We start from the raw sequence: 26706 nt of genomic DNA, 5'->3' as shown, positions 1-26706 counted from the left end.
GGCAGCAGTGCCGCCCTTGTTTTCATTGTTAATTCAGAGTGCTTTGTCGTTCGGTGCTTTAAACAGCGCCTGCATGTCAGAAGACAGCTCGAAGTTCAGGTTCAGGTTCTTCGGCGGAATTGGCTGTTTGAACCAGGTATCGAACCATTTGGTGGCTTCACCCGACGTCTGTGCTTTGGCGATGGTGTCATCCATCAGCTGTTTAAACGGCGCATCGTCTTTACGCAGCATGCAGCCGTAGGCTTCTTTGGACTGCGGCGTACCCGTGATTTCCCAGTTATCTGGTTTCTTCGCCTTGGCACGTTCACCGGCCAGCAGCGCGTCATCCATCATGAAAGCCACTGCGCGACCGGTTTCCAGCGTGCGGAACGAGTCACCGTGATCTTTCGCGCTGATGATGCGCATATCCATTTTCTTCTCGTCATTCAGCTTGCGCAGCAGAATCTCAGAGGTGGTGCCCGAGGTGACGACCACGGTTTTGCCTTTCAGATCGGCGAAGTCTTTGATGTCGCCACCTTTCTTCACCAGCAGACGCGTACCGATGATGAAGATGGTGTCAGAGAACGCCGCCTGCTGCTGACGCTCTACGTTGTTGGTGGTCGAGCCACACTCGAAATCGTAGGTGCCGTTTTGCAGCAGTGGAATACGGTTTTGCGAGGTGATCGGCAGCATTTTGACCTGCAGATCCGGCTTATTCAGTTTCGCTTTGATGGCGGCAACAATGGCGTTGGAGTAGTCCTGCGAATAGCCCACCACTTTCTGCTGGTTGTCGTAGTAAGAAAAGGGAACGGATGACTCACGGTGCCCCACGACAATCACGCCACTATCATTGATTTTTTTCAGGGTGCCGGTGAGATCTTCCGCCTGGGCCGCGCCCGCTGCTGTGCCCAACAGCAGAAGCGATAATGCCACTTTGCGAATCTGCATGTTCCTACTCCTTCGTGTGAATGTTGCGCAGAACATAAACTGCGCAGATTGTGATGTTGTGTGTATTTCCTGCTGCTTTTTTAATTATCCCTTAGCGCAACTGCGCGCAGGATAGTGATTAACATAGCGAATTGTTAACGTAATGAAACAAAAAAGTTCGTTTTTTGCGAGCCGCTCCGCACCAATAAGAGGCAAAAAACAGCCTCTGCGCCAATTAAGTGCGCTTCGGTGCCAGATAATAGTGCGCAAACGTGGCATTACGCTGACAAATCACCGATGTTGCTAAAACCACTGAAATAATTAGCAATGATCGTGCCAGTACGCGGAGAGCGGGCAAAAAGGCAGCAGAAAGTGGCGGTGACTAAGGATAAAGGGAGCGGAAAACTGCGCAGAAAAAAGGCGAAGCCAGCGCTTCGCCTGGTGAGAGGGCGGGATATCAGGCGCGGCGGCGTAAAATCGCCAGCACGATGCCCGCCAGCGTCAGCAGCCATACCGGCCAGATACCGACGCGTGCATACGGCGTTTCTCCGCTGGCAGGCGTGACTGTTGCGCTCAGCACTTCGCGGGTGAACTGCGGGATGATGTTCTCCACGTCTCCCTGCGCATTCACCACTGCGGTAACACCGTTGTTGGTTGAGCGCAGCAGCGGGCGACCCAGCTCCAGCGCGCGCATGCGTGCCATCTGGAAATGCTGCCACGGACCAATCGAATGACCGAACCAGGCATCGTTCGATACCGTCAGCAGGAAGTTGGTGTCCGGACGGAAGTTAGCGCGCACCTGTTCGCCCAGCACGATCTCATAGCAAATGGCGCTGGTGAGGTTGTAACCCGCCACTTTCAGCTGCGGCTGCAGGTAGGCGCCACGGCTGAACGAGGACATCGGCAGGTCGAAGAACGGCGCCAGCGGACGCAGCAGACCTTCCAGCGGCACAAACTCGCCAAACGGCACCAGATGGTTTTTCTGGTAGCGGTTGCGGCTCTGATAGCTGTAAGGCTGCGCGCCACCCAGCACAATTACCGAGTTGTAATCGTGATAGCGGTTGTCGCTCTCAACGCGCGAATCAACAATGCCGGTGATCAGCGTGCTGCCACGCGCGCGCAGTTCGTCATCCAGCGCATGCAGAAACGGCTGCTGATTACTCTCCAGATCGGTAATTGCCGACTCCGGCCAGATGATGATTGGCGCTTTGCCGATAAACGGCTGGCTATAAGCGGTGTAGACGCGCAGCGTGGTCAGCAGCTGCTGCGGATCCCACTTCATTGACTGCGGAATATTGCCCTGCACCATCGCCACATTGACGCTGCGCTGCGGCAGCGGCTGATACCACTGCAGCATCCGCAGTGGCCACGGCAGCAGCAGCAGCGCGACGGCGATAATCAGGTTTTTCACGCTGCGGTGATAGCAGGCTGAGGCCAGCATGCCGGCAATCACCATCAGCAGGAAGGTGATGGTTTCCACGCCAGCCAGCGGCGCCAGGCCTTTCAGCGGCCCATCGATCTGGCTGTAGCCAAACTGCAGCCACGGAAAGCCGGTCAGCACCCAGCCGCGCAGAAACTCGGTGATCTGCCACAGCGCCGGTGCCGCCAGCGCCATGCGCCACAGCGTGGCCCGTGGCCAGAAGCGGTTCAGCAGCAGGGCAAACAGCAGCGGGTAGAGCGCCAGATAGGCGGCGAGCAGCACCACGAGGAACACATTGACCGGGCCGGGCATGCCGCCAAACGTCGCAATGCTGACGTACACCCAGTTGATGCCGCTGCCGAACAGGCCAAAGCCCCAGGCAAAACCGATGCCTGCCGCCTGCGCGCTGCGGCGATCCAGCAACAGCAGCTGCAAACCAGCCAGAGAGAGCAGGGCGGCGGGCCAGAAATCATATGGGGAAAAGGAAAGGGTGCCCGCGGCACCCAGAATTAACGCCAGCAGCAGGCGAACCCGCTGCTGCGAGTAGAGAGAGGCTAATGCCATAAAATTATTCGTCTTCCAGTTGCGGTTGCGGAGAGTCTTCCGGAATTTTCACATGCACCTGGATGATACGGCGGCTGTCAGCCATCGCAACTTTGAATTGGTAACCCTCAATGTCGATGCTTTCACCGCGCGCCGGCAGATGGCCGAATCCCTGCATCACCAGACCGCCAATGGTATCGACTTCGTCATCGCTGAAATCGCTACCAAATACCTCATTGAAATCCTCAATCGGCGTCAGCGCACGCACCGTATAGGTGTGGCGATTGAGCTGGCGGATATCGCGATCTTCTTCGTCGTCATATTCGTCTTCAATTTCGCCGACGATCAGCTCCAGGATATCTTCGATGGTCACCAGTCCGGAGACACCACCGAACTCATCAATGACGATCGCCATATGATAGCGCTGCGAGCGGAACTCTTTGAGCATGCGATCGACGCGCTTGCTCTCAGGCACCACCACGACCGGGCGCAGCACTTTTTCCATGCTGAATGGCTCTGCGCTGCTGCTCATAAACGGCAGCAGATCTTTCGCCATCAGAATGCCTTCAACATGGTCTTTATCTTCGCTGATTACCGGGAAGCGCGAGTGGGCAGATTCAATAATCACTGCCAGGCACTCTTCAAGGCTCTGGTTGCGCTTCAGGGTTATCATCTGCGAGCGCGGGATCATAATGTCGCGCACGCGCTGTTCGGCAATATCCAGCACCCCTTCCAGCATGTCGCGGGTGTCCTGGTCGATCAGCTCTTTTTGCTCAGAATCGCGGATCAGCCCCAGCAGTTCGTCACGGTTTTTGGGTTCGCCGTGGAAAAGCTGATTGATTAGCAGGGAGAAAAAACCCTTTTTACTACTGGGTGCGTCGTTGTTTTGAGAATGGTCGTCGCTCATGGCGTTTTTATTTAGTTCTCTCGAATGAGGGAAAGGAACTGCCGGCATCCTCGCCAGCAGCGCAATGTCCTGAACCGGCGGTTCAGGCGTCTTCTTTTTCCGAAATGTACGGATCGGGATAGCCAAGAGCAAGCATTATCTCGGTCTCGAGCGCTTCCATCTCTTCAGCTTCCTCGTCTTCAATATGGTCATAACCCAGCAGATGCAGCGTGCCGTGAACCACCATGTGTGCCCAGTGCGCTTCAGGGCTTTTGCCCTGTTCGGCCGCTTCCTGCTCGACAACCTGACGACAAATAATCAGGTCGCCCAGCAGCGGCAGCTCAATGCCCGGTGGTGCTTCAAACGGAAACGACAGCACGTTAGTCGGCTTATCTTTGCCGCGATAAGTCAGATTAAGCTCATGACTCTCCGCTTCATCGACCAGCCGTATCGTGACTTCGCTCTCAGGCTGAAACGGCGTGACCGCCGCCTCCAGCCAGCGCTGAAACGCCGCTTCTGCGGGCAGGCCGTTTTCATCGGCACACGCCAGCTGCAAATCTAAAATCACCGTGCTCATGAAGGCTCCTGCGGCGTCGGCTGGCTGGCAGGTTGTGCCGCCTGTGCTTCACGCTTACGCTCTTCCGCCAGTTTATCACGGCGTTTCTGGTCCGCTTCTTCCCAGGCTTCATAAGCATTAACAATGCGTGCGACCACCGGATGACGCACCACGTCTTCGCTGTGGAAAAAGTTGAAGCTGATCTCTTCCACATTGGCCAGCACTTCGATGGCGTGGCGCAGACCGGATTTGGTGCTGCGCGGCAGGTCAATCTGCGTCACGTCACCGGTAATCACCGCTTTGGAGTTGAAGCCGATACGCGTCAGGAACATCTTCATCTGCTCGATGGTGGTGTTCTGGCTCTCATCGAGAATCACGAACGCGTCGTTCAGCGTACGGCCGCGCATGTAGGCCAGCGGCGCGACTTCAATCACGTTGCGCTCCATCAGCTTCTCGACGCGCTCGAAGCCCAGCATTTCAAACAGGGCGTCATACAGCGGACGCAGGTAAGGATCGACTTTCTGACTGAGATCGCCGGGCAGGAAGCCGAGCTTTTCGCCGGCTTCGACCGCCGGACGCGTCAGCAGAATACGGCGAATCTCCTGCCGCTCCAGCGCATCCACTGCAGCGGCTACCGCCAGATAGGTTTTCCCGGTCCCGGCCGGCCCAATGCCGAAGGTGATGTCATGATCGAGAATATTGGCGATGTACTGCGCCTGGTTTGGCGTACGCGGTTTAATCACGCCGCGCTTAGTCTTGATGTTTACCGCTTTACCGTACTCCGGCACGCTGTCAGCCGTCTGCTCCAGCACGCGACTCTCTTTGATCGCCAGATGGATCTGATCCGGTTCAATGTCGGGGATCTGGCCGCGCACCGGCGCGGTATCAACGTACAGCGAACGCAGAATATTGGCGGCCGCCTCGACACTCAGCGCACGGCCAACCAGCTTAAACAGGTTGTCGCGGCGATTGATCTCAATGCCCAGACGGCGCTCCAGCTGTTTTACGTTGTCATCAAACGGACCGCACAGGCTCATCAGTCGACGATTGTCTGCCGGTTCAAGGGCGATTTCACGAGTTTCGATATTCAAATGAATCCTTTGGGTCACTCAGGGCCAGTTGAAAGAAATAGCAGATACCGTACGCCAGGCGTCAGCATCTTTACGGAATTATTTATGGGGTCGCGCCCGGGCGCAAGCTTCAGGGGAGATATTTGGGCGGCAGCTGCGGAAAGCAAGGGCTGCGGGATGAAACAGGCGACAGCGCGTTGTGCGCTGTCGCTCAGTAATCGCGGTCTCAAGGTTGATGCAGGCCCACGCCGATCTCATCCTCTTTACGCGTACGCGCAATCACCGATGCCGGACTCTCCGCGACGCGCAGGCCCATCTCCTCTTCGGTGCGAACCACGACGCCACGCAGCGAATTGGTATAAACATCGACGATTTCGACATCAACAAATTTACCGATCATGCGCACGTCGCCTTCAAAGTTGACCACGCGGTTGTTTTCGGTACGGCCGGTCAGCTCCATCACATTCTTACGTGAGGTGCCTTCCACCAGAATACGCTGAACGGTACCAAGCATGCGGCGGCTCCATGCCATCGCCTGCTGATTGATGCGATCCTGCAAAATGTACAGACGCTGCTTCTTCTCCTCTTCCGGCACGTCGTCCGGCAGATCGGCCGCCGGCGTACCCGGACGCGCCGAGTAGATAAAGCTGAAGCTGGTGTCGAAATTAACCTCGCCGATCAGCTTCATGGTCTGCTCGAAATCCTGCTGGGTTTCGCCCGGGAAGCCAATGATGAAATCTGAACTGATCTGGATATCCGGGCGCGCGGCCACCAGCTTGCGAATAATCGCTTTGTACTCCAGCGCAGTGTGCGCTCGCTTCATCAGCGTCAGAATACGATCGGCACCGCTCTGCACTGGCAGGTGCAGGAAGCTGACCAGCTCCGGCGTATCACGATAAACGTCGATGATGTCGTCGGTGAACTCAATCGGATGGCTGGTGGTGAAACGAATCCGGTCAATTCCGTCAATCGCGGCCACCAGACGCAGCAGCTCGGCAAAGGTACAAATCTGGTCGTCAAAGGTCGCGCCGCGATAAGCGTTGACGTTCTGCCCCAGCAGATTCACTTCACGCACGCCCTGCGCCGCCAGCTGGGCAACTTCCAGCAGGATGTCATCGCAGGGACGGCTCACTTCCTCGCCGCGCGTATAAGGCACCACGCAGAAAGTGCAATATTTATTGCAGCCTTCCATGATCGAGACAAAAGCCGTAGGCCCTTCAGCGCGTGGCTCCGGCAGGCGATCAAACTTTTCGATTTCCGGGAACGAGACGTCAACAATCGGACTCTTGCTGCCGCGCACCTGATTAATCATCTCCGGCAGACGATGCAGCGTCTGCGGGCCAAAAACGATGTCCACGCACTGCGCGCGCTGGCGAATTTTATCGCCCTCCTGCGAAGCCACACAGCCGCCCACGCCAATAATCAGCTCAGGATTCTTCGCCTTCAGCTTCTTCCAGCGTCCCAGCAAGTGAAACACTTTTTCCTGCGCCTTCTCACGGATGGAGCAGGTATTCAGCAGCAGTACGTCTGCGTCTTCGGCTTCCTCCGTCAGGGTATAGCCGTGCGTGCTGTTCAGTAGGTCAGCCATCTTCGATGAATCATATTCGTTCATCTGACAGCCCCAGGTTTTGATATGCAGTTTTTTGGTCATTGAACTAGCCATTGATTCTGAGCAGAGAAGTGCAGGGCGCGTATTGTAATGCTTTGGCGCGGGTGTGACCAGCATGCCCGTCATACTTCGCACGCCAGGTGCGTTGGCTGCGCGCGGCTCCCCCGGTCACTTACTGATGTAAGCTCCCGGGATGATCCTTGCTTGCCGCCTTCCCGGCGCACGAATTATTTAGGGCATGATGCCCGGTTATATTTCACGCGACAGGTGCGTTGGCTGCGCGCAGCTCCCCCGGTCACTTACTGATGTAAGCTCCCGGGGAGATCCTTGCTTGCCGCCTTCCTGGCGCACGAATTATTTAGGGCATGATGCCCGGTTATATTTCACACGCCAGGTGCGTTGGCTGCGCGCGGCTCTCCCGGTCACTTACTGATGTAAGCTCCCGGGATGATCCTTGCTTGCCGCCTTCCCGGCGCACGAATTATTTTGGGCATGATGCCCGGTTATATTTCACGCGACAGGTGCGTTAAACATGCACGGCTGAAGCACAAGATTAGCAGGGCTTTTCTGCTGGTGCGGTAAATTTCCGGTACACTTTGCCACATAGAGTGCTGCCGCAAGGCGTCACGGCAATCAGAAGGATAAGAGTCGATGCAGGATTCACAGTTTGATGTGGTGGTAGTGGGCGGCGGCATGGTCGGTGCCGCGCTGGCCTGTGGTCTGGCGCAGCAGCAGTTTCGCGTGGCGGTGATTGAGCGTGCCGAACCGGCCGCGTTTGACGCCAGCCTGGCGCCGGATATACGTATCTCCGCCATTGGTGCGTCATCGGTGGCGCTGCTGCGCCAGCTCAATGTCTGGCCGCGTGTCCAGGCGATGCGCAGCGCGCCCTACCGCAAGCTGGAAACCTGGGAATGGCAAAGCGCACACGTCACCTTCGACGCGGCTGCACTGGGCATTCCGGAGCTGGGCTATATGGTGGAAAACAGCGTGCTGCAGCGCGCGCTGTGGGAGCAGATGCAGCAGGATGGCGTAACGCTGCTGTGCCCGGCCTCACTGCAGGCGTTACAGGCGCACAGCGGCGGCTGGCAGCTGCAGCTGGATGACGGGAGCACGCTGGATAGCCAGCTGGTGGTGGGGGCCGATGGCGCTAATTCGCGCGTGCGACAGCTGGCGGGTATCGGCGTGCGCGGCTGGAACTATGCACAATCCTGCATGCTAATCAGCGTTGAGTGTGAACACGAGGCCGGCGATGCCACCTGGCAGCAATTTACGCCGGATGGACCGCGCGCGTTTCTGCCGCTGTTCGATCGTCACGCTTCGCTGGTGTGGTACGACGCGCCGGCGCGGATCCGTCAGCTGCAAAATCTGCCGCTCAGCCAGCTGGCCAAAGAAGTACAGGCCAACTTCCCGGCGCGTGTCGGCCGCTTCCAGGTAAAGAACGCGGCGTCGTTTCCGCTGGTGCGCCGCCATGCCACGCGCTACGTGCTGCCGGGCCTTGCGCTGGTCGGTGATGCTGCACACACCATCAATCCGCTGGCCGGGCAGGGGGTTAATCTCGGCTACCGCGATGTGGATGCGCTGATTGATACGCTGGTGGACGCGCGCAGCCAGGCGCAGCGCTGGGCATCACTGCCGGTATTGCAGCGTTATCACCGTCAGCGCTACAAAGATAATTTGCTGATGCAGGGCGGTATGGATCTGTTCTACTTCGCCTTTAGCAACGCGCTGCCGCCGCTGCGTGTGGTGCGTAACCTTGGACTGATTGCGGCAGAGAATGCTGGCGTGCTCAAGCGTCAGGTGCTGCGTTACGCGCTGGGGTTGTAAACTCACCGGGCGCCGCAATCGTGGCGGCGCCATCTGTTGTATAAAGCGTGAAATTCAGGAATGACAAAAACAACAAAGCCCGCAAAAGCGGGCCTGTTGTGCAATTTGGCTGGGGTGCAGGGATTCGAACCCCGGAATGCCGGAATCAGAATCCGGTGCCTTACCGCTTGGCGACACCCCAATAGGTGTTTGGTCAAATTGTCTTTGTATGGCTGGGGTGCAGGGATTCGAACCCCGGAATGGTGGAATCAGAATCCACTGCCTTACCGCTTGGCGACACCCCAATTTGTTTGGTGGCTACGACGGGAATCGAACCTGTGACCCCATCATTATGAGTGATGTGCTCTAACCGACTGAGCTACGTAGCCAGATTGTACTGCTTTACTGCACCCGATGATGGCTGGGATACCTGGATTCGAACCAGGGAATGCCGGTATCAAAAACCGGTGCCTTACCGCTTGGCGATATCCCATTCGTCGACTCGTATCCACGAGAGTGCATCGGATTGGCTGGGGTACCTGGATTCGAACCAGGGAATGCCGGTATCAAAAACCGGTGCCTTACCGCTTGGCGATACCCCATCCGGCTGCCGAAGACTGAAATGGTGCGGGAGGCGAGACTTGAACTCGCACACCTTGCGGCGCCAGAACCTAAATCTGGTGCGTCTACCAATTTCGCCACTCCCGCAAAAAGATGGTGGCTACGACGGGAATCGAACCTGTGACCCCATCATTATGAGTGATGTGCTCTAACCAACTGAGCTACGTAGCCATCTTTTTTCGCGTTACCTTCATCGGCGTTGCGGGGCGCATTATGCGTATTGAGCTTTGTAGCGTCAACAAATTTTTTGCCGTTTTTTGCCTTAACGCGCCTGTTTGTCTGGCTTGTAACCAGGCTGATGATTTATTCGGCAATTTTCGATCGTATCCGCGTCAGATGCAAGAAAAAGGGGCCACAATGGGCCCCTTATACGCATAAAGAAAATGCTTATTTGTACGCTGACTGGTGCACGCCTACCGCACGTCCGGACGGATCGTCCATCGATTTAAATGCTTCATCCCACTCAATGGCTTTCGCCGACGAACAGGCCACGGAGGGACCGCCCGGAACGCACTCTGCCGCGCTTGGCAGTGGGAACAGCTCCTCAAAGATTTCGCGGTACAGATACGCTTCTTTCGAGGTTGGCGTGTTGTGCGGGAAGCGGAAATGCGCGGTCGCCAGCTGCTGCTCGCTAATCTGCTTCGCCGCCACTTCTTTCAGCGTGTCAATCCAGCTGTAGCCTACGCCATCAGAGAACTGCTCTTTCTGACGCCACGCCACGCTCTCCGGCAGGTAAGAGGAGAAACATTCACGCAGAATGTGTTTTTCCATCTTACCGTTGCTGCCGCACATTTTGTCTTCCGGGTTGATGCGCATCGCCACATCAAGGAATTTCTTGTCGAGGAACGGCACACGCGCTTCCACGCCCCATGCCGACATCGCTTTGTTAGCGCGCGCGCAGTCAAACATGTGCAGCGCCAGCAGCTTACGCACGTTTTCTTCGTGGAACTCCTGGGCGTTCGGTGCTTTATGGAAGTAGAGGTAACCACCAAACACTTCATCCGCGCCTTCACCGGACAGCACCATTTTGATGCCCATCGCTTTGATTTTACGCGACATCAGATACATCGGTGTCGACGCGCGAATGGTGGTCACATCGTAGGTTTCGATGTGGTAAATCACATCGCGGATCGCATCCAGACCTTCCTGCACGGTGAAGTGAATTTCATGATGCACGGTACCGAGGTGATCGGCCACCGCCTGCGCCGCTTTCAGATCCGGCGATCCTTCCAGACCGACGGCAAACGAGTGCAGCTGCGGCCACCACGCATCGCTCTTGTCCTGATCTTCCACACGTTTGGCGGCAAAGCGCTTGGTCACCGCAGAGATGATGGAAGAGTCGAGGCCGCCGGACAGCAGTACGCCGTACGGTACGTCTGACATCAGGTGACTCTTCACTGACTCTTCCAGCGCGTGCTTCAGGCCAGCGGCATCGGTGGTGTTTTGCGCCACGGCGGCAAAATCCATCCAGTCACGCTGCCAGTAACGACGGATTTCGCCATCGGTGCTGGAGAGGTAGCTTCCCGGCGGGAACTCTTTGATGCTGCGGCACACCGGCACCAGCGCTTTCATTTCAGAAGCAACATACAGGTTGCCGTGCTCATCGTTGCCCATATAGAGCGGAATAATACCGATGTGATCGCGGCCAATCAGATACTGCTGTTTGACGCTGTCCCACAGAATGAAGGCGAACATGCCCTGCAGGTCATCGAGGAAGTCGAGGCCTTTTTCCTGATACAGCGCGAGGATGACTTCGCAGTCTGAACCGGTCTGGAAGGCGTAGCGATCGCTCAGTTCCGCGCGCAGCGCCTGGTGGTTATAAATTTCGCCGTTAACAGCCAGTACGTGGGTGTGATCCGCGTTGTACAGCGGCTGGGCGCCGTTGTTCACGTCAACGATGGACAGGCGCTCGTGTACCAGAATGGCTTTCTCATCAGCGAAGACACCTGACCAGTCCGGGCCGCGGTGACGCATCAGACGGGAACATTCCAGCGCTTTCTTGCGCAGTTCAACAGGATCGGTCTTCAGATCCAGCACACCAAAAATCGAACACATAACTGACTCCTGATCTCACCCTGTGGCGATGTTATTGACTTGTTTGTCCGGCAGCCTGCGCTGCGTGATGTATAAGAAAATGCGCTAATTGATGGTGGTAACGCAAGCGAAATCACCAAATACTGATAAAAAGATTGTTGGCGTGAAGTAATGTTGAATTTTATTCAAAAAATTAACGATTAAATTAGATGGTGTCTAATGAATTGTCAGAAGTGATGGTTTTGTGCGCAACCGATGAGATCGCGTCAGCGGCTGAATCACAGCGGTGTGCCAGACAGATAAAAAAGCCCTGCATACCGTAACGGCGAGCAGGGCCATAAGCAGACAGCATGACGCGAATCAGAACAGGTCGATATCAGCCACGGAAGGGTAGATCCAGTCCGGACGGAACGGCATGGCGTCGATATCGCTCAGCGTAGAGACGCCGGACAGCACCAGAATGGTTTCCAGACCGGCCTGGAAGCCAGCCAGAATATCGGTGCGCAGGTTATCGCCCACAATCACCGTCTCTTCTGAATGCGCATGCATTTTATTCAGTGCGGCGCGCATGATGTAAGGGCTGGGCTTACCGACATAAAACGGTTTGCGGCCGGAAATGGTTTCGATACCGGCACAGAGCGCGCCACAGGCCGGCACAAAGCCGCGTGCGTGGGTATCAGGATTGGTCGCGATAAAACGCGCACCGTTAGCCACAAAGAAGGCGGCTTTATGCATCATTTCCCAGTTAAACGATCGCGTCTCGCCGACGATGACGAAATCCGGGTTGACGTCAGTGATGGTAAAACCGGCCTTATACAATTCATGAATCAGCGCGCCTTCACCAATCACGTAGGCTTTTTTGCCCTCCTGACGACGCAGGAAATCCGCGGTGGCCATGGCGGAGGTGTAAAACACCGAATCCGGGATGTCGACGCCGGCGTTGGCAAAGCGGTTGGCCAGATCCTGCGCAGTTTGTGATGGATAGTTGGTCAGTACCACCAGCGGCATCTCTTTTTCCAGAATGCGCTGCAGGAATTCGTTTGCGCCTTTCACGGCGGTATTGTCGTGCATCAACACGCCGTCGATGTCACAGATTACGCTTTTGATGGTCATAGGTGGCTTCCGGTCGGGCCTGCCAGCCGGCAGGCTTTCTATTATTCTTCCAGCAGGTGCTGCAGCAGAATGCCATTCAGCATAGCGCGTTTTGCCAGCGCGAAAGCGCCAATTGCCGAGCGATGGTCCAGTTCAGACCGCACCACGGGCAGATTTTTGCGAAACGCGTTTAACGCCTGGGTGTTAATGCAGCCCTCAATCGCCGGGAACAGCACTTTGTCGGCATCGGTAATTTCGCCGGCCAGCACCACTTTTTGCGGGTTAAACAGGTTAATGGCGATAGCGATCGCTTTGCCGAGATAGCGGCCAACGTACTCGATCACTTCGCAGGCCAGCGCGTCGCCCTGATTGGCGGCGCGGCAGATTTGCGGCATCTGGCAATCATCCAGCGTCAGGCTGCTGGGATAACCCTGATTGAGCAGGTGGCGCACGCGGTTCTCAATCGCGCCGTTGGCGGCGATGGTTTCGAGGCAGCCAAAGTTGCCACAGTGGCAGCGTTCGCCGAGCGGATCGACCTGAATATGGCCAATCTCACCCACGTTGCCATTGCTGCCGAGAAAAATGTGGCCGTTAGCGATGATGCCGGCACCGGTTCCGCGGTGTAAACGCACCAGAATGGAGTCCGCACAGTCGCGACTTGCACCGAAATAGTGCTCAGCCAGCGCCAGGCTGCGGATATCGTGCCCGACAAAACTGGTGACGTTAAAGCGTTTTTTCAGGCTCGCCACCAGCGGCCAGTGGCTGACGGCGATATGCGGCATGTAGCGAATGATGCCGTTAATCGGGTCGACCAGCCCCGGCAGGATCACCGCGATAGCGATCAGCTCATGAATTTTACGCTGGTGCGTGCTCATAAAGGCACTGATGGCGTTGAACAGCGCGTTCTCCAGCGTCTCCTGGGTGCGCTCCGGCAGCGGATAATCTTCCTGCGCCAGCGATTTTCCGCTGAGATCGAACAGCGTCAGCGTGGCATCGTTGCGCCCCAGGCGCACGCCGATGGTATGAAAATGGCGGGTTTCGGTGATGATGGAGATGGCGCGGCGCCCACCGGTGGAGGCCTGTTGCTCCACCTCTTTGATGAGGCCGCGTTCGATAAGCTGACGGGTAATTTTGGTGACGCTGGCGGGCGCAAGCTGGCTGAGTTCGGCAATCTGAATACGCGAAATCGGCCCCTGTTGATCAATCAGCCGGTAAACAGCTGCACTGTTAAGTTGTTTGACAAGATCGACATTTCCTATTTGAGTCTGGCCGCCAGTGGTCATTCAGTACTTACTCGCTGAGGACGTTGTCTCCGTTGACGAACGTCTTAGTGATTTGATAATCGCGGGTAAAGACAGTGAGGTTGGCGACTTTTCCTGCTTCCACCGTACCAAACTGCTTTTCCACACCCATTGCCCTTGCCGGATACAGGGTCGCCATGCGCAGCGCTTCGTCCAGCGCGATACCACAATGTTCCACGCTATTCTGCACCGCTTCAATCATCGTCAGCGCAGATCCGCTCAGGGTACCGTTCTCATCTACGCACAGGCCGTCGCGATAGTATATTGTTTTACCTGCAAAAATGAATTGATCAATCGACGCACCGGCCGGCGCGGTGGCATCGGTCACCAGCACCAGTTTGTCGCCTTTGATTCGTTTTGCATTGCGCACGTTAGCGTAATTGACATGTAAACCGTCTGCAATAATGCCGCAGTATACATCAGGCGAATCAAACAGCGCACCGATAAGACCTGGCTCACGCCCGCTAAAGGCGCTCATGGCGTTATACAGGTGGGTGGCAAAGGTGACGCCCGCGCTGATGCCCGCTTTGGCTTCGGCATAGGTAGCATTGGAGTGACCGGACGACACAATAATCCCAGCGTCACGCAGCTGGCGAATCACCGCGCTGCCCGCATTTTCCGGCGCCAGCGTAACTTTGGTGATGACGTCAGCGTTGGCGCACAGGAAATCTACCAGCTCCGCATCCGGCAGACGAATCAGCTGCGGATTGTGAGTGCCTTTCTTCTCTTTATTCAGCCACGGACCTTCCAGATGCAGGCCCAGCGCCTGATTCTGATGCTTCGCCAGGTAAGCGCGCATGGTTTCAATCGCGCGCTTCATCAGTTCATCACTGCTGGTAATCAGCGTCGGTAAATAGCTGGTGCAGCCGGATTTTTCATTGGCACGCTGCATGATCTCCAGCGTTTCCACGCTCAGGGCATTGATGTCATCGTTGAACTGCACGCCGCCGCAGCCGTTGAGCTGCAGGTCGATAAATCCGGGAGCGATGAACGCACCAGCCACATCCTGTTGTGGAATCGCGGCGTCCAGCGCATCGCGCGGGCAGACACGCTCAATCAGGCCATTGGCAATCACCACGGCGTGATTGTCCAGAACTTCATGACCGGTAAAAATCCGGCCGTTAACTAATGCGCACATCATCTCTTCTCCCGGCTGAACCTGCTGCGCTTAACAGCAGGCTTTCTACAACGTGTTGTTACACACCCTTCATATTTTCCGCTTCCATTTCGCGGAAATATTTCACGGTTTTCACTTTCAGTTCCATGGTGGCTGGCTCATCACACACCACCACCGCTTTCGGGTGCAGCTGCAGGCAGCTGATGGTCCACATGTGGTTGACGTTACCTTCTACCGCCGCCTGCAGCGCCTGGGCTTTGACGTGGCCGGTCACCAGAATCATCACTTCTTCCGCATCCAGCAGCGTGCCGACGCCCACGGTCAGGGCATATTTAGGCACCTGATCAACATCGCCGTCGAAGAAACGCGAGTTCGCCACACGGGTGTCGTGCGTCAGGGTTTTAATGCGGGTGCGGGAAGAGAGCGAAGAAGCCGGCTCGTTGAACGCAATGTGGCCATCGTTGCCGACGCCGCCCATAAACAGGTGGATTTTACCCAGTGCGCGGATCTTCTCTTCGTATTGGCGACATTCTGCGTCAATATCTTCGGCATTGCCATTCAGAAGATTGATATTTTCTGGTTGAATATCAACGTGATCGAAAAAGTTACGGTACATAAAGCTGTGATAGCTTTCCGGATGCTCTTTCGGCAGACCGACATACTCATCCATATTGAAGGTGATCACGTGTTTGAAACTAACCTGGCCCGCTTTATGCATCTCGATCAGGTGCTTGTAGGCTTCCAGCGGCGTACCGCCGGTTGGCAGTCCCAGCACAAAGGGACGGTCTGCGCTGGGTTTAAAGGCATTGATGCGATTAACGATATGGCGTGCAGCCCATTTACCCACCTGGGACGGTGTGGCCAAAGGGATCAGTCTCATGTCTTCACCTCAGTTAAGATTGGAAAGTTAGGGTCGCGTTTACTGCTGCAGCTGGCTGCTTATAGGGTAACCCGTTTGCACGCTCGCGGCGTTGGAAAAGTGCGACCTGATATTTTTCATCATAAAATAAGTTTGTGGTGGTGGCTAGCATTTCGCAGTGAAAAACGTCCATTTTGGTGATTAAAGTCACAGTTACACTGGTTTTAATTTGCGAGGCGAATTAATTTATCTTTACACTGCGCCTCGTGGTGAAGTGTGTCATCAAGGTACCGGGTGCCGGGATAATAAAATCAACCCGCATCACGGCAAAACGCCAGTCTCATAGGGGGAGAATAAGGTGAGTATTTTAGGATATCTGCAAAAGGTCGGCCGCGCGCTTATGGTGCCGGTAGCGACCCTGCCGGCAGCGGCAATCCTGATGGGGGTAGGTTACTGGATCGATCCGGACAGCTGGGGCGCAGGCAATGCGCTGGCAGCACTGCTGATCAAATCGGGTTCTGCCATCATCGACAACATGTCCGTGCTGTTCGCCATCGGTGTGGCTTACGGCATGTCAAAAGATAAAGACGGTGCAGCGGCATTAACCGGCTTTGTAGGTTTCCTCGTGGTTACTACCCTGTGTTCACCCGCCGCGGTGGCCATGATTCAGAAAATGCCGGTGGAGCAGGTTCCTGCCGCCTTCGGTAAAATCAACAACCAGTTTGTCGGCATCCTGGTGGGTATTCTCTCGGCGGAAGTGTACAACCGCTTCAGCCACGTTGAGCTGCCCAAGGCGCTGTCGTTCTTCAGCGGTCGCCGTCTGGTGCCGATCCTGGTCTCCTTCCTGATGATTGTGGTCGCCTTTATCCTGATGTACGTCTGGCCGATTATTTTCGGCGGTCTGGTGAGCTTTGGTGAGCACATCCAGAAACTGGGCTCGGTCGGTGCGGGCGTGTACGCCTTCTTTAACCGTCTGCTGATTCCTGTTGGCCTGCACCACGCGCTGAACTCGGTGTTCTGGTTCGACGTGGCGGGTATCAACGACATTCCGAAATTCCTTGGCGGCGCGCAGTCTATCGCCAACGGTACCGGCATCCCGGGTATCACCGGTCGCTATCAGGCGGGCTTCTTCCCGATCATGATGTTCGGTCTGCCGGGTGCGGCGCTGGCAATCTATCACTGCTCACGTCCGGAAAACCGCGCGAAAGTCGGTGGTATCATGCTGGCAGCGGCATTCGCCGCCTTCTTCACCGGCATCACCGAGCCACTGGAATTCTCCTTCATGTTCGTGGCACCGGTGCTGTATGTCATCCACGCCGTGCTGACCGGTATTTCGGTCTTCATTGCTGCCAGCATGCACTGGATTGCCGGTTTCGGTTTCAGTGCCGGTCTGGTGGACATGGTGCTGTCGACGCGTAACCCGCTGGCGGTGCACTGGTGGATGCTGATCCCGCAGGGTCTGGTGTTCTTCGTCATCTACTATGTGGTGTTCCGCTTCACCATTCAGAAATTCAACCTGCTGACGCCGGGTCGCGAGCTGGCTGCCGGTGATGAGACAGACGGCTATGACGTCAACGTTGATCACAGCAGCAACGGTGAGAGCGAAACCGAATCTCTGGCACGTCGCTACATCGGCGCGGTGGGCGGTTCTGACAACCTGACCAACATCGACGCCTGCATTACCCGTCTGCGTCTGAATGTGAAAGACTCGGCGCAGGTGAATGAGAGTGTGGCCAAACGCCTCGGTGCTTCTGGCGTGATCCGCCTTAACAAGCAGAGCGTGCAGATCATTGTTGGTACGCAGGCCGAAAGCATTGCGACCGCGATGAAAACCGTACTGAGCAAAGGCCCGGTGGCCGGCGCAGCGGCACCTGCTGCGGCAACCACCGCTGCGCCTGCGGCTGCTCAGCCCCAGGCCGTGCGCAACAGCGAGAAAAAGGTGATTGCAACACTGCTGGCACCGGTCAGTGGCGAAGTGGTCGCGCTGGAAAACGTGCCGGATGAAGCTTTCGCCAGCAAAGCTGTAGGCGATGGCCTGGCGATCAAACCGAGCGATAAAACTGTCGTCGCGCCGGTGGCGGGCACCGTGGTGAAAATCTTCAACACCAACCATGCATTCTGCCTTGAAGCCGAAAATGGCGTCGAGATTGTCGTGCATATGGGTCTCGATACCGTCGCGCTGGAAGGTAAAGGGTTTACCCGTCTGGTGGAAGAGGGCGCAACCGTCACAGCGGGCCAGCCGATCCTCGAAATGGATCTGGACTTCCTCAATGCCAATGCGCGTTCGATGATCAGCCCGGTGGTGGTCAGCAACAGCGATGATTTTGCTGGTCTGAATCTGCTGGCAGGCGGTACCGTGGTAGCAGGCGTTACGCCGCTGTACGAAGTCAAAAATTAACACGTTTTGATCGTCACTGAAGGCAGGAAGCAATTCCTGCCTTTTTTGTTTTAAAACGACCAACAAACGGTTGTTTCCCTTCAGCGCTTTGTGGATCATACTCCGTTACTTCGTGGTACAAATCACCCGCTATTGTTTTGAGGATTTTGAGATGAGTGAGGCTGAAGCCCGCCCAACGAACTTTATTCGTCAGATCATCGACGAAGATTTGGCGAGCGGTAAGCACAACAGTGTGCATACCCGTTTCCCGCCTGAGCCCAATGGTTACCTGCATATTGGCCATGCAAAATCGATCTGCCTGAACTTTGGTATCGCACAAGATTATCAGGGGCAGTGCAACCTGCGTTTCGACGACACCAATCCGGTCAAAGAGGATATGGAGTTCGTTGAATCGATCAAGAATGATGTGCAATGGCTGGGCTTTGAGTGGAGCGGCAACATTCGTTACTCCTCTGACTACTTTGACCAACTGTTCAACTACGCGGTTGAGCTGATCAACAAAGGCCTGGCCTACGTTGATGAGCTGTCGCCAGAGCAGATCCGTGAATACCGCGGCACGCTAACCGCGCCGGGCAAAAACAGCCCGTATCGCGATCGCAGCGTGGAAGAGAACCTGGCGCTGTTCCAGAAGATGCGTGATGGCGGCTTCGAAGAGGGCAAAGCCTGCCTGCGTGCCAAAATCGACATGGCATCCAGCTTTATTGTGATGCGCGATCCGGTGCTGTACCGCATTAAATTTGCCGAACACCACCAGACTGGCAACAAGTGGTGCATCTATCCGATGTACGACTTTACCCACTGCATCTCCGATGCGCTGGAAGGCATCACCCATTCCCTGTGTACGCTGGAGTTCCAGGATAACCGTCGTCTCTACGACTGGGTGCTGGATAACATCACCATTCCGGTGCATCCGCGTCAGTATGAGTTCTCGCGCCTGAATCTGGAATATGCGGTGATGTCGAAGCGTAAGCTGACGCAGCTGGTGAGCGAGAAGATTGTTGAAGGCTGGGACGATCCGCGCATGCTGACCGTATCCGGTCTGCGCCGTCGTGGCTATAGCGCGGCGTCAATCCGCGAATTCTGCCGCCGTATCGGTGTGACCAAGCAGGACAACATTGTTGAGATGGCGTCGCTGGAGTCGTGCATTCGTGACGACCTCAACGAGAACGCGCCGCGCGCTATGGCGGTGCTGGATCCGCTGAAAGTGGTGATCGAGAACCTGCCGGCCGGGCATGAAGAAATCATCAGCATGCCGAACCATCCGAACAAGCCGGAGATGGGCACGCGTGAGGTGCCGTTCAGCCGTGAGGTGTGGATCGATCGCGCCGACTTCCGTGAAGAGGCCAACAAGCAGTACAAACGTCTGGTGCTGGGTAAAGAAGTTCGTCTGCGCAACGCTTATGTCATTCGTGCCGAGCGCGTGGCGAAAGATGAAGCCGGCAACATTACCTGCATCTACGCTACCTGCGATGTCGACACCCTGAGCAAAGATCCGGCCGATGGCCGCAAGGTGAAAGGCGTTATCCATTGGGTGTCGGCGATTCACGCGCTGCCTGCCGAATTCCGCCTGTACGATCGTCTGTTCAGCGTGCCAAACCCGGGCGCGGCCGAGGATTTCCTCACCACCATTAACCCGAACTCGCTGGAGATCAAACAGGGCTTCGTTGAGCCGGGTCTGCGTGCCGCCAGTGCGCTGGCACCGTATCAGTTTGAGCGCGAAGGTTACTTCTGCGCTGACAGCGTGTACTCGCAGCCGTCGAAACTGGTGTTCAACCGCACCGTGGGTCTGCGTGATACCTGGGCAAAAATCGGCGAATAATTTTACTGCTTGATAGCACGATATGATCAGCAAAGGGCGAGCAATCGCCCTTTTTTATTGCCCGTTATCTGCAAACGGGAATCGATTATGCTGAACCAGACAAAAAACAGTAATTGCGCGCGATTACGACTAATCTGACTTTAATAAAATTAACTAATTTACCCGTGTGAAATCGTTATTTTCAGGTAGGCTATGCGCTCTTAAATGTTGCTGTGCGGGTTAGCGAAGGAAGAAAAATGACAAGTCTCGCTCTGGAAGCCAAACATAGCGTGGTGGTTTTACATCAGCTTATCGAACGTATTTTTAATCAGGCCGAAGGCAGCGATGACAGTATGGACCTGCTGCTGTCGCACTTTCATCCCGACTTCAAAATGGTGACGCCGCAAGGCAAACAGCTCGATCTCAATGACACTGAAACCCTGTTTCGCAAACTGCACGGGCAGCGGGAAGGGATGCGAATCGCCACCAGTGAGCATGCCATCATTTCCCAGCAGCAGCAGGAAGTGACCATTCAGTATCACGAACTGCAAATGCTTAACGGCAACAACCAGACCCGCATTTCGCTGGCGGTGCTGGACTGCAGCACGCCGGTTCCGCGCTGGCGCTATTTGCAGGAAACGCTGGTCGCCTGAACGCAGCCATAAAAAAACCGGTGCCTGGCACCGGTTTTTTTATACTGCATAGCATATTCAATTACTGATCGTGGAGCGTCTCGTCTTCGCGGCAGTCTCCCAGCGCACAGTGGCCGTACAGATACAGGCTGTGGTTGCTGAGTTTGATACCGTGGCGTGTTGCAATCTCACGCTGACGCGTTTCGATAGATTCATCGCTAAACTCGATCACTTTGCCGCAGTCGAGGCAAATCAGGTGATCATGATGATGCTGCTGGGTCAGTTCGAACACGGATTTCCCGCCTTCGAAGTTATGACGCGTCACGATGCCGGCGTCGTCAAACTGGTTCAGAACACGGTATACCGTCGCCAGACCAATCTCTTCGCCCATGTCGATCAGGCGTTTGTACAAATCTTCCGCACTGACATGATGGGACTCGGGTCCGGGTCCCTGAAGCACTTCCAGAATCTTCAGTCTGGGCAGCGTGACTTTCAGGCCAGCCTTTTTCAATGCGGAGTTGTTGTCAGTCATGCGGATATTGTCCTGTTACTTTGCTAGTCACTTACGGCGCAAAGGCCTTGAATGTGTGGTCAACGCGCATTCTCATTTGCGTCTCATTATAGAGCTCAGCCTGCGAAATGAAAACCGGCTGCGGCGGACAATTCCCCGGATGCTGTAAGGAGAAATGTCGTGAACCTCAGCGGGATCGTGCAGATCGATGTTCCTTTTCGCGCAGTCTCAGTCTGATGCCCGAGGAATAAGCAGATGACCGTTGCGGGTATTCTACAGAATTGAGGGAAAAAGTTAAAAAACCATAGCTATTATTTTTATAGGTAATTCCATTGCCCGATGTGAGCCAGCGCCCACATCGGACAGGAAAGCATCAGGCTTCGATGATCGCCTGCAGCTGCAGCTCGTCAAAGATCTGCTTAACCCATTTGTCGACGCGCTCGTTAGTCAGTTCAGGCTGACGATCTTCATCGATGGCGAGGCCGAGGAAGTGTTTGTCGTCTGCCAGACCTTTAGAGGCTTCGAAGTGGTAACCTTCGGTTGGCCAGTGGCCCACAATCACTGCGCCGTTTGGCTCAATGATGTCGCGAATGGTGCCCATCGCGTCACAGAAGTACTCGGCATAATCTTCCTGATCGCCGCAGCCAAACAGCGCTACCAGCTTACCGTTGAAATCAATCTCTTCCAGCGTCGGGAAGAAGTCATCCCAGTCGCACTGGGCTTCACCGTAGTACCAGGTCGGAATACCCAGCAGCAGAATATCGAATGCTTCGAGATCTTCTTTGGTGCTCTTAGCAATGTCATGCACTTCGGCGACATCTTTACCCAGTTGTTTCTGGATCATTTTTGCAATGTTTTCAGTGTTGCCGGTATCGCTGCCGAAGAAAATGCCTACGATTGCCATGGAGTGAGTAACCTCTTAAATCCTGATTGTGAAAGTAAGTCAGAAGACGACACAGTTATGCGAATGATAGCAGACCGGCGAAAAGCGCGGAATGTGTAAAGCGCTGAGTTTGTGTTCCAGCGTGCGGTCTGTGCACGTTACGCCAGTTTGAGCTGCGCCAGCAGCATTTGTTCAATCAGTTCACTGCGGCTGATGTTCTGCTGCTCGGCCAGCGTATTAAGCGCGTCGACCGCTTCGCTGGACATTTTCAGCTCAACGCGGCGCAGGCCGCGCACCCGGTCGCGCTTCAGCTGGTTGCGCTTATTAATGCGCAGCTGCTCATCACGCGACAGCGGACTGGTTTTAGGGCGACCGGGACGCCGCTCGTCTGCGAAGAGATCGAGCGTGGTACGATCTGTCTGTTCTTTTGCCATGGTTTGTGAAACTGCGTGGGCGCGAACGGCGGAAAGGCGCTGCGCGATTTAAACATTTATCGGCCCGACCGCGGCGAAAAAAGCATCCGCGGCAAATTTTTAGCGCGACATCATACTCCAGCGCCCGGCGCGACGCCAACCCTAAACCGCCCGTAGCAAGCTTTTGCTTTTACAGGTTAAAAAAGCGGCGCACCGCGCGCAGTACGGCATCGGGTTTTTCGGCATGCACCCAGTGGCCGGCACCGCTGATAATGTGCGCCTGCGCCTGCGGGAACTGGCGCAGCAGCGCATCACGGTGCTGATTGTCCAGATAGGGTGAATCACCGCCGCGAATAAACAGCGCCGGATGAGGCCACGCGGGCACCTCCTGCCAGCCGGAGAGCACCGGATAATTGTCCCACAACACCGGCACGTTAAAGCGCCATTCGCCTTCATGGAAAGATTTCAGAATGAACTGAATCACGCCTTCTTCGCGCACGTGTTCACGCATCACGTCGGCCGCAGCGCTGCGGCGCGTGACGCCAGCTGCGCTGACCGCGCGGATTGCCGCGAAGATCTCATCGTGACGTCGCGTCTGGTAATCCACCGGCGCGATATCGATCAGCACCATTTTGCCAATCCGTTCGGGCGCAACGGCGCTCAGCGCCATGGCAATTTTGCCGCCCATTGAGTGGCCGATAACATCGACCCGTTCGATGTGGTGCGCATCCAGCGTGTCAACCATATCCTGCGCCAGCGCAGCGTAGTGCATCTCTACGCTGCGCGGTGACAGGCCGTGGTTACGGACATCCACCTGCAGCGTGGGCCGTGCATCGCGCACGCCGCGCGCCAGTACGCCGAGGTTATCCAGGCTACCAAACAGGCCATGAATTAACAGAATGGGCTGGCCATCAGGGGCAGATTGTTCAGTTTGCAGACGGGCGTTCAAAATCATGGCTAAAGTTCTTTCGGTTGAGACCTGGGCTTAGGGTATCATGGATTCACCTGTCCCGGCGCCAGGCGGTCAGGCATTAGGGCATATTCCGACTTTTGCCCGGAAACGATGCCAGCGCTACCGGCTGTCGCGGATTTAACTTTATAATCCTTATGTTAGAGCCCGCTCACATTTTGCACGACCGGATTTTGCTAAGGCCGTTGCAGAATAGCGTGGTTCTGCCATTTGCCAGAATCGTACGGAAAAAGATGAAAACGATTGAAGTTGACGAAGAACTCTACCGTTATATTGCCAGCCACACCCAGCACATTGGTGAAAGCGCGTCGGACATTTTGCGCCGCATGCTGAAATTCACCGCCGGCCAGAGCGCACCTGCTGCGTCAGCGACCAGTGCTGCGGTAAAAGAAGCGCCAGCTGTACGCAGCGAAGCGCGTCCTCAGGATCGCGTGCGCGCCGTGCGTGAGCTGCTGCTGTCTGACGAGTATGCGGAGCAGAAGAAGGCGGTTAATCGCTTTATGCTGATCCTGTCAACGCTCTATCGTCTTGATCCGGCGGCGTTTGCTGATGCTACTGCTTCGCTGCAGGGCCGCACCCGCGTTTACTTTGCGGGCGATGAGCACACGTTGTTGCAAAATGGCACCCATACTAAGCCGAAGCACGTACCCGGCACGCCGTACTGGGTGATCACCAATACCAATACAGGTCGTAAATGCAGCATGGTGGAACACATCATGCTTGCCATGCAGTTCCCGCAGGAACTGGCAGAGAAAGTTTGCGGCACCATTTAAACCGAAGCGTCAGGGAGAAGCGCCAATGGCCAATCACCCCCGTGCCGGGCAACCTGCCCAGCAGAGCGATTTGATTAACGTTGCACAATTAACCTCGCAGTACTATGTCCTGAAGCCGGATGCGGCGAACCCGGACCATGCGGTGAAATTTGGCACCTCCGGCCACCGCGGCAGCGCGGGACGTCATAGCTTCAACGAAGTACACATTCTGGCGATTGCGCAGGCGATCGCTGAAGAGCGTAAAAAGAACGGCATCACCGGCCCGTGCTACGTAGGTAAAGACACCCATGCGCTGTCTGAGCCGGCGATCCTGTCAGTGCTGGAAGTGCTGGCCGCTAACGGCGTTGATGTGATTGTGCAGCAGGACAACGGCTATACGCCGACGCCGGCGATCTCCAACGCCATTCTGGAGCATAACAAGCGCGGCGGCGCGCAGGCGGACGGCATCGTCATTACCCCGTCGCACAACCCGCCGGAAGACGGTGGCATCAAGTACAATCCGCCGAACGGTGGACCGGCTGACACCAACGTCACCAAAGTGGTGGAAGATCGCGCGAATCAGCTGATCAAAGGTGAGCTGAAAGAGGTTAAGCGTCTGGCGCTGGATCAGGCGTGGGCCAGTGGCCACATCGTTGAGCAGGATCTGATCCAGCCATACGTTGAAGGTCTGGCGCAGGTGATTGACTTCCCGGCGATCCAGAAAGCCGGCCTGAAAATCGGTGTCGATCCGCTCGGCGGTTCCGGCATGGCCTACTGGCAGCGCATTGCTGAGCACTACCAGCTGGATCTGACCATCGTCAATGATGCCATCGACCAGACGTTCCGCTTCATGCATCTGGATAAAGATGGCGTGGTGCGCATGGACTGTTCGTCCGAGTGCGCGATGGCCGGTCTGCTGGCGTATAAAGATAAGTTCGATCTGGCCTTCGGTAACGATCCGGATTACGACCGTCACGGCATCGTCACGCCCGCCGGTCTGATGAACCCGAACCACTATCTGGCGGTAGCGATCAACTACCTGTTCCAGCACCGTCCGCAGTGGGGCAAAGAGGTGGCCGTTGGTAAAACGCTGGTTTCCAGCGCGATGATTGACCGCGTGGTGAACGACATTGGTCGCAAGCTGGTGGAAGTCCCGGTCGGCTTCAAATGGTTCGTGGATGGTCTTTTCGACGGCAGCTTTGGCTTTGGCGGGGAAGAGAGCGCCGGCGCCTCGTTCCTGCGTTTCGACGGCTCCGCCTGGTCAACAGACAAAGACGGCATCATCCTGTGTCTGCTGGCGGCGGAAATCACTGCGGTTACCGGTAAGAACCCGCAGCAGCACTATGATGAGCTGGCCGCGCGTTTTGGTGCGCCAAGCTACAACCGTCTGCAGGCACCTGCCACTTCTGCGCAGAAAGCGGCGCTGTCGAAGCTGTCACCTGAAATGGTCAGCGCCGATACGCTGGCGGGCGACCCGATCACCGCACGTCTGACCGCGGCACCGGGCAACGGCGCCTCGATTGGTGGTCTGAAAGTGATGACTGAAAACGGCTGGTTTGCCGCGCGTCCGTCCGGTACCGAAGACGCCTACAAAATCTATTGTGAAAGCTTCCTCGGCGCTGAGCATCGCCAGCAGATCGAGAAAGAAGCGGTAGAAATTGTCAGCGAAGTGCTGAAAAACGCCTGACAGGGCGGCACGCATGACATGAAGGCCGCGCTCGCGGCCTTTTTTTATGGCATAAAGCGATAGCCGATGCCGGTTTCCGTCAGCAGATGACTGGGCTGGGTGGGATTGGCTTCCAGCTTTTGCCGCAGGTGTCCCATATAGATGCGCAGATAATGGCTGTGTTCGACGGCGTTAGGGCCCCAAACCTGGTTAAGCAACTGGCGCTGGGTCAGCACCTTACCGGCGTTATTCAGCAGCAGGCTGAGCAGACGAAACTCGGTCGGCGTCAGATGCACTTCCTCACCGCTGCGCAGCACGCGTCGCGCGGCGAGATCGACACTCACCTCGCCAAACTGCACCAGCGGCTCCGGCTGGCTGCGCTGATGACGACGCAGCGCCACGCGCACGCGCGCCAGCAGTTCGCCGATGCCAAACGGCTTAGTGAGATAGTCGTCAGCGCCGGCATCCAGCGCCTCTATTTTATCCTGCTCGTCACTGCGTGCTGACAGCACAATTACCGGCATGCTGCTCCACTGCCGCACTTCGCGGATGAAGGCATTGCCATCGCCGTCCGGTAAACCGAGATCGAGAATCACCAAATCCGGTTTGCGCGTAGCCGCTTCAATCAGGCCGCGCTGCAACTGCTCCGCTTCCACAATCTTCAGGCCTTCGCTCTCCAGCGCCAGGCGCACGAAACGGCGAATCTCCTTTTCATCTTCGACAATCAAGATGGTCGTCACGCTGACTCCTGCGGCAAATAAGGTTAACGCATTACTTTAACAATAAACCGCGACGGCGTCCGTCACGATCTCAGTAACTCGCTGTGATCCAAAATTTTACAAAAATGTAACTTCCTTTCATCCCGG

General features: G+C 56.0%; 22 protein-coding genes and 7 tRNA genes. 6 read left to right on the top strand and 23 right to left on the bottom strand.

Annotation, left to right across the window (positions count from 1 at the left end; translation table 11 throughout):
* Window positions 1–33: 33 nt before the first annotated feature.
* From C1N56_RS13750 to miaB, 6 genes are all read right to left on the bottom strand, one after another.
* Window positions 34–927: an amino acid ABC transporter substrate-binding protein gene (locus tag C1N56_RS13750; RefSeq protein ID WP_104092691.1), complete on the bottom strand. Its 894-nt coding sequence runs from the start codon at window positions 925–927 to the stop codon at window positions 34–36.
* Window positions 928–1363: 436 nt separating this feature from the next.
* Window positions 1364–2890, bottom strand: coding sequence for an apolipoprotein N-acyltransferase (lnt, locus tag C1N56_RS13745; RefSeq protein WP_152391250.1), 1527 nt, complete (start codon window positions 2888–2890; stop codon window positions 1364–1366).
* A gap of 4 nt (window positions 2891–2894) precedes the next feature.
* Window positions 2895–3776, bottom strand: a complete 882-nt coding sequence (gene corC, locus C1N56_RS13740) for a CNNM family magnesium/cobalt transport protein CorC (RefSeq protein ID WP_021508571.1) — start codon at window positions 3774–3776, stop codon at window positions 2895–2897.
* An 82-nt stretch (window positions 3777–3858) separates the two neighbouring features.
* Window positions 3859–4332, bottom strand: a complete 474-nt coding sequence (gene ybeY, locus C1N56_RS13735; protein WP_010616134.1) for an rRNA maturation RNase YbeY — start codon at window positions 4330–4332, stop codon at window positions 3859–3861.
* On the bottom strand, window positions 4329–5402 hold the full coding sequence (locus C1N56_RS13730; protein WP_058769440.1) for a PhoH family protein: 1074 nt from the start codon (window positions 5400–5402) through the stop codon (window positions 4329–4331). The genes ybeY and C1N56_RS13730 overlap by 4 nt, the downstream gene beginning before the upstream one ends.
* A gap of 205 nt (window positions 5403–5607) precedes the next feature.
* Window positions 5608–7032 (bottom strand): tRNA (N6-isopentenyl adenosine(37)-C2)-methylthiotransferase MiaB, encoded by a 1425-nt coding sequence (miaB, locus tag C1N56_RS13725; RefSeq protein WP_394516765.1) that lies wholly within the window; start codon window positions 7030–7032, stop codon window positions 5608–5610.
* 609 nt (window positions 7033–7641) lie between these two features.
* Between miaB and ubiF the strand changes: the two genes are divergently transcribed.
* A complete protein-coding gene (gene ubiF, locus C1N56_RS13720) occupies window positions 7642–8814 on the top strand; it encodes a 3-demethoxyubiquinol 3-hydroxylase (protein ID WP_136545583.1) in 1173 nt (390 codons plus the stop codon).
* 106 nt (window positions 8815–8920) lie between these two features.
* Here the strand turns inward: ubiF and C1N56_RS13715 are convergent.
* The 12 genes from C1N56_RS13715 to nagB all read right to left on the bottom strand — a co-directional run bounded on the left by C1N56_RS13715 (window position 8921) and on the right by nagB (window position 15838).
* Window positions 8921–8995 (bottom strand) — tRNA-Gln (locus tag C1N56_RS13715).
* 28 nt (window positions 8996–9023) lie between these two features.
* Window positions 9024–9098: transfer RNA gene (locus tag C1N56_RS13710), tRNA-Gln, on the bottom strand.
* Window positions 9099–9105: 7 nt separating this feature from the next.
* A tRNA-Met gene (locus C1N56_RS13705) sits at window positions 9106–9182 on the bottom strand.
* A 29-nt stretch (window positions 9183–9211) separates the two neighbouring features.
* Window positions 9212–9286, bottom strand: a tRNA-Gln gene (locus C1N56_RS13700).
* A 34-nt stretch (window positions 9287–9320) separates the two neighbouring features.
* Window positions 9321–9395, bottom strand: a tRNA-Gln gene (locus tag C1N56_RS13695).
* 21 nt (window positions 9396–9416) lie between these two features.
* Window positions 9417–9501: transfer RNA gene (locus tag C1N56_RS13690), tRNA-Leu, on the bottom strand.
* Window positions 9502–9508: 7 nt separating this feature from the next.
* Window positions 9509–9585: transfer RNA gene (locus C1N56_RS13685), tRNA-Met, on the bottom strand.
* Between the two features lie 216 nt (window positions 9586–9801).
* Window positions 9802–11469, bottom strand: coding sequence for an asparagine synthase B (gene asnB / locus C1N56_RS13680; protein ID WP_021508566.1), 1668 nt, complete (start codon window positions 11467–11469; stop codon window positions 9802–9804).
* Between the two features lie 339 nt (window positions 11470–11808).
* On the bottom strand, window positions 11809–12561 hold the full coding sequence (locus tag C1N56_RS13675; protein WP_021508565.1) for an HAD-IIA family hydrolase: 753 nt from the start codon (window positions 12559–12561) through the stop codon (window positions 11809–11811).
* Between the two features lie 41 nt (window positions 12562–12602).
* Window positions 12603–13823 (bottom strand): DNA-binding transcriptional regulator NagC, encoded by a 1221-nt coding sequence (locus C1N56_RS13670; RefSeq protein WP_058757890.1) that lies wholly within the window; start codon window positions 13821–13823, stop codon window positions 12603–12605.
* Between the two features lie 7 nt (window positions 13824–13830).
* Window positions 13831–14979 carry an N-acetylglucosamine-6-phosphate deacetylase gene (nagA, locus tag C1N56_RS13665; protein WP_394517477.1) on the bottom strand — a complete coding sequence of 383 codons (1149 nt, stop codon included), beginning with the start codon at window positions 14977–14979 and terminating at the stop codon, window positions 13831–13833.
* A 58-nt stretch (window positions 14980–15037) separates the two neighbouring features.
* Window positions 15038–15838: a glucosamine-6-phosphate deaminase gene (gene nagB / locus C1N56_RS13660; protein ID WP_394516764.1), complete on the bottom strand. Its 801-nt coding sequence runs from the start codon at window positions 15836–15838 to the stop codon at window positions 15038–15040.
* 343 nt (window positions 15839–16181) lie between these two features.
* Here nagB and nagE point away from each other — a divergent pair, with 343 nt between their 5' ends.
* The 3 genes from nagE (at window position 16182) to C1N56_RS13645 (ending at window position 20666) form a co-directional block, all read left to right on the top strand.
* Window positions 16182–18215, top strand: a complete 2034-nt coding sequence (gene nagE, locus C1N56_RS13655; protein ID WP_058758041.1) for an N-acetylglucosamine-specific PTS transporter subunit IIBC — start codon at window positions 16182–16184, stop codon at window positions 18213–18215.
* Between the two features lie 151 nt (window positions 18216–18366).
* Window positions 18367–20034: a glutamine--tRNA ligase gene (gene glnS / locus C1N56_RS13650; RefSeq protein WP_058757889.1), complete on the top strand. Its 1668-nt coding sequence runs from the start codon at window positions 18367–18369 to the stop codon at window positions 20032–20034.
* A gap of 236 nt (window positions 20035–20270) precedes the next feature.
* Window positions 20271–20666, top strand: a complete 396-nt coding sequence (locus C1N56_RS13645; protein ID WP_021508559.1) for a hypothetical protein — start codon at window positions 20271–20273, stop codon at window positions 20664–20666.
* Between the two features lie 61 nt (window positions 20667–20727).
* Here C1N56_RS13645 and fur read toward each other — a convergent pair whose 3' ends face one another.
* The 4 genes from fur to ybfF all read right to left on the bottom strand — a co-directional run bounded on the left by fur (window position 20728) and on the right by ybfF (window position 23407).
* Entirely contained in the window at window positions 20728–21177 is a 450-nt protein-coding gene (gene fur / locus C1N56_RS13640) for a ferric iron uptake transcriptional regulator (protein WP_021508558.1), read from the bottom strand.
* Between the two features lie 352 nt (window positions 21178–21529).
* Window positions 21530–22060: a flavodoxin FldA gene (gene fldA, locus C1N56_RS13635; RefSeq protein WP_021508557.1), complete on the bottom strand. Its 531-nt coding sequence runs from the start codon at window positions 22058–22060 to the stop codon at window positions 21530–21532.
* A 137-nt stretch (window positions 22061–22197) separates the two neighbouring features.
* Entirely contained in the window at window positions 22198–22473 is a 276-nt protein-coding gene (ybfE, locus tag C1N56_RS13630) for a LexA regulated protein (protein WP_010616122.1), read from the bottom strand.
* Window positions 22474–22642: 169 nt separating this feature from the next.
* Window positions 22643–23407 (bottom strand): esterase, encoded by a 765-nt coding sequence (ybfF, locus tag C1N56_RS13625; RefSeq protein WP_059010775.1) that lies wholly within the window; start codon window positions 23405–23407, stop codon window positions 22643–22645.
* Between the two features lie 248 nt (window positions 23408–23655).
* On the opposite strand from ybfF, the gene seqA reads away from it, so the two are divergent.
* Window positions 23656–24195 carry a replication initiation negative regulator SeqA gene (seqA, locus tag C1N56_RS13620; RefSeq protein WP_059010772.1) on the top strand — a complete coding sequence of 180 codons (540 nt, stop codon included), beginning with the start codon at window positions 23656–23658 and terminating at the stop codon, window positions 24193–24195.
* Between the two features lie 25 nt (window positions 24196–24220).
* Window positions 24221–25861: a phosphoglucomutase (alpha-D-glucose-1,6-bisphosphate-dependent) gene (gene pgm / locus C1N56_RS13615; RefSeq protein ID WP_021508555.1), complete on the top strand. Its 1641-nt coding sequence runs from the start codon at window positions 24221–24223 to the stop codon at window positions 25859–25861.
* 44 nt (window positions 25862–25905) lie between these two features.
* Here the strand turns inward: pgm and kdpE are convergent, their stop codons facing one another.
* Window positions 25906–26580 (bottom strand): two-component system response regulator KdpE, encoded by a 675-nt coding sequence (gene kdpE / locus C1N56_RS13610; RefSeq protein ID WP_058775281.1) that lies wholly within the window; start codon window positions 26578–26580, stop codon window positions 25906–25908.
* Window positions 26581–26706: the final 126 nt, after the last annotated feature.

The sequence above is a fragment of the Pantoea sp. SGAir0175 genome (assembly GCF_043547855.1).
This window is presented reverse-complemented; position numbering and strand designations above follow the sequence as displayed.

Excerpts from the sequence above, each read along its gene's own strand:
- fur (WP_021508558.1), bottom strand. The coding sequence starts at position 21,177 with ATGACTGACAACAACTCCGCATTGAAAAAGGCTGGCCTGAAAGTCACG.
- C1N56_RS13750 (WP_104092691.1), bottom strand. The coding sequence starts at position 927 with ATGCAGATTCGCAAAGTGGCATTATCGCTTCTGCTGTTGGGCACAGCA.
- C1N56_RS13670 (WP_058757890.1), bottom strand. The coding sequence starts at position 13,823 with ATGACCACTGGCGGCCAGACTCAAATAGGAAATGTCGATCTTGTCAAA.
- pgm (WP_021508555.1), top strand. The coding sequence starts at position 24,221 with ATGGCCAATCACCCCCGTGCCGGGCAACCTGCCCAGCAGAGCGATTTG.
- corC (WP_021508571.1), bottom strand. The coding sequence starts at position 3,776 with ATGAGCGACGACCATTCTCAAAACAACGACGCACCCAGTAGTAAAAAG.
- miaB (WP_394516765.1), bottom strand. The coding sequence starts at position 7,032 with ATGACCAAAAAACTGCATATCAAAACCTGGGGCTGTCAGATGAACGAA.
- lnt (WP_152391250.1), bottom strand. The coding sequence starts at position 2,890 with ATGGCATTAGCCTCTCTCTACTCGCAGCAGCGGGTTCGCCTGCTGCTG.
- ybfF (WP_059010775.1), bottom strand. The coding sequence starts at position 23,407 with ATGATTTTGAACGCCCGTCTGCAAACTGAACAATCTGCCCCTGATGGC.
- seqA (WP_059010772.1), top strand. The coding sequence starts at position 23,656 with ATGAAAACGATTGAAGTTGACGAAGAACTCTACCGTTATATTGCCAGC.
- glnS (WP_058757889.1), top strand. The coding sequence starts at position 18,367 with ATGAGTGAGGCTGAAGCCCGCCCAACGAACTTTATTCGTCAGATCATC.
- ybeY (WP_010616134.1), bottom strand. The coding sequence starts at position 4,332 with ATGAGCACGGTGATTTTAGATTTGCAGCTGGCGTGTGCCGATGAAAAC.
- nagB (WP_394516764.1), bottom strand. The coding sequence starts at position 15,838 with ATGAGACTGATCCCTTTGGCCACACCGTCCCAGGTGGGTAAATGGGCT.
- fldA (WP_021508557.1), bottom strand. The coding sequence starts at position 22,060 with ATGGCAATCGTAGGCATTTTCTTCGGCAGCGATACCGGCAACACTGAA.
- ybfE (WP_010616122.1), bottom strand. The coding sequence starts at position 22,473 with ATGGCAAAAGAACAGACAGATCGTACCACGCTCGATCTCTTCGCAGAC.
- C1N56_RS13645 (WP_021508559.1), top strand. The coding sequence starts at position 20,271 with ATGACAAGTCTCGCTCTGGAAGCCAAACATAGCGTGGTGGTTTTACAT.
- nagA (WP_394517477.1), bottom strand. The coding sequence starts at position 14,979 with ATGTGCGCATTAGTTAACGGCCGGATTTTTACCGGTCATGAAGTTCTG.
- asnB (WP_021508566.1), bottom strand. The coding sequence starts at position 11,469 with ATGTGTTCGATTTTTGGTGTGCTGGATCTGAAGACCGATCCTGTTGAA.
- ubiF (WP_136545583.1), top strand. The coding sequence starts at position 7,642 with ATGCAGGATTCACAGTTTGATGTGGTGGTAGTGGGCGGCGGCATGGTC.
- C1N56_RS13675 (WP_021508565.1), bottom strand. The coding sequence starts at position 12,561 with ATGACCATCAAAAGCGTAATCTGTGACATCGACGGCGTGTTGATGCAC.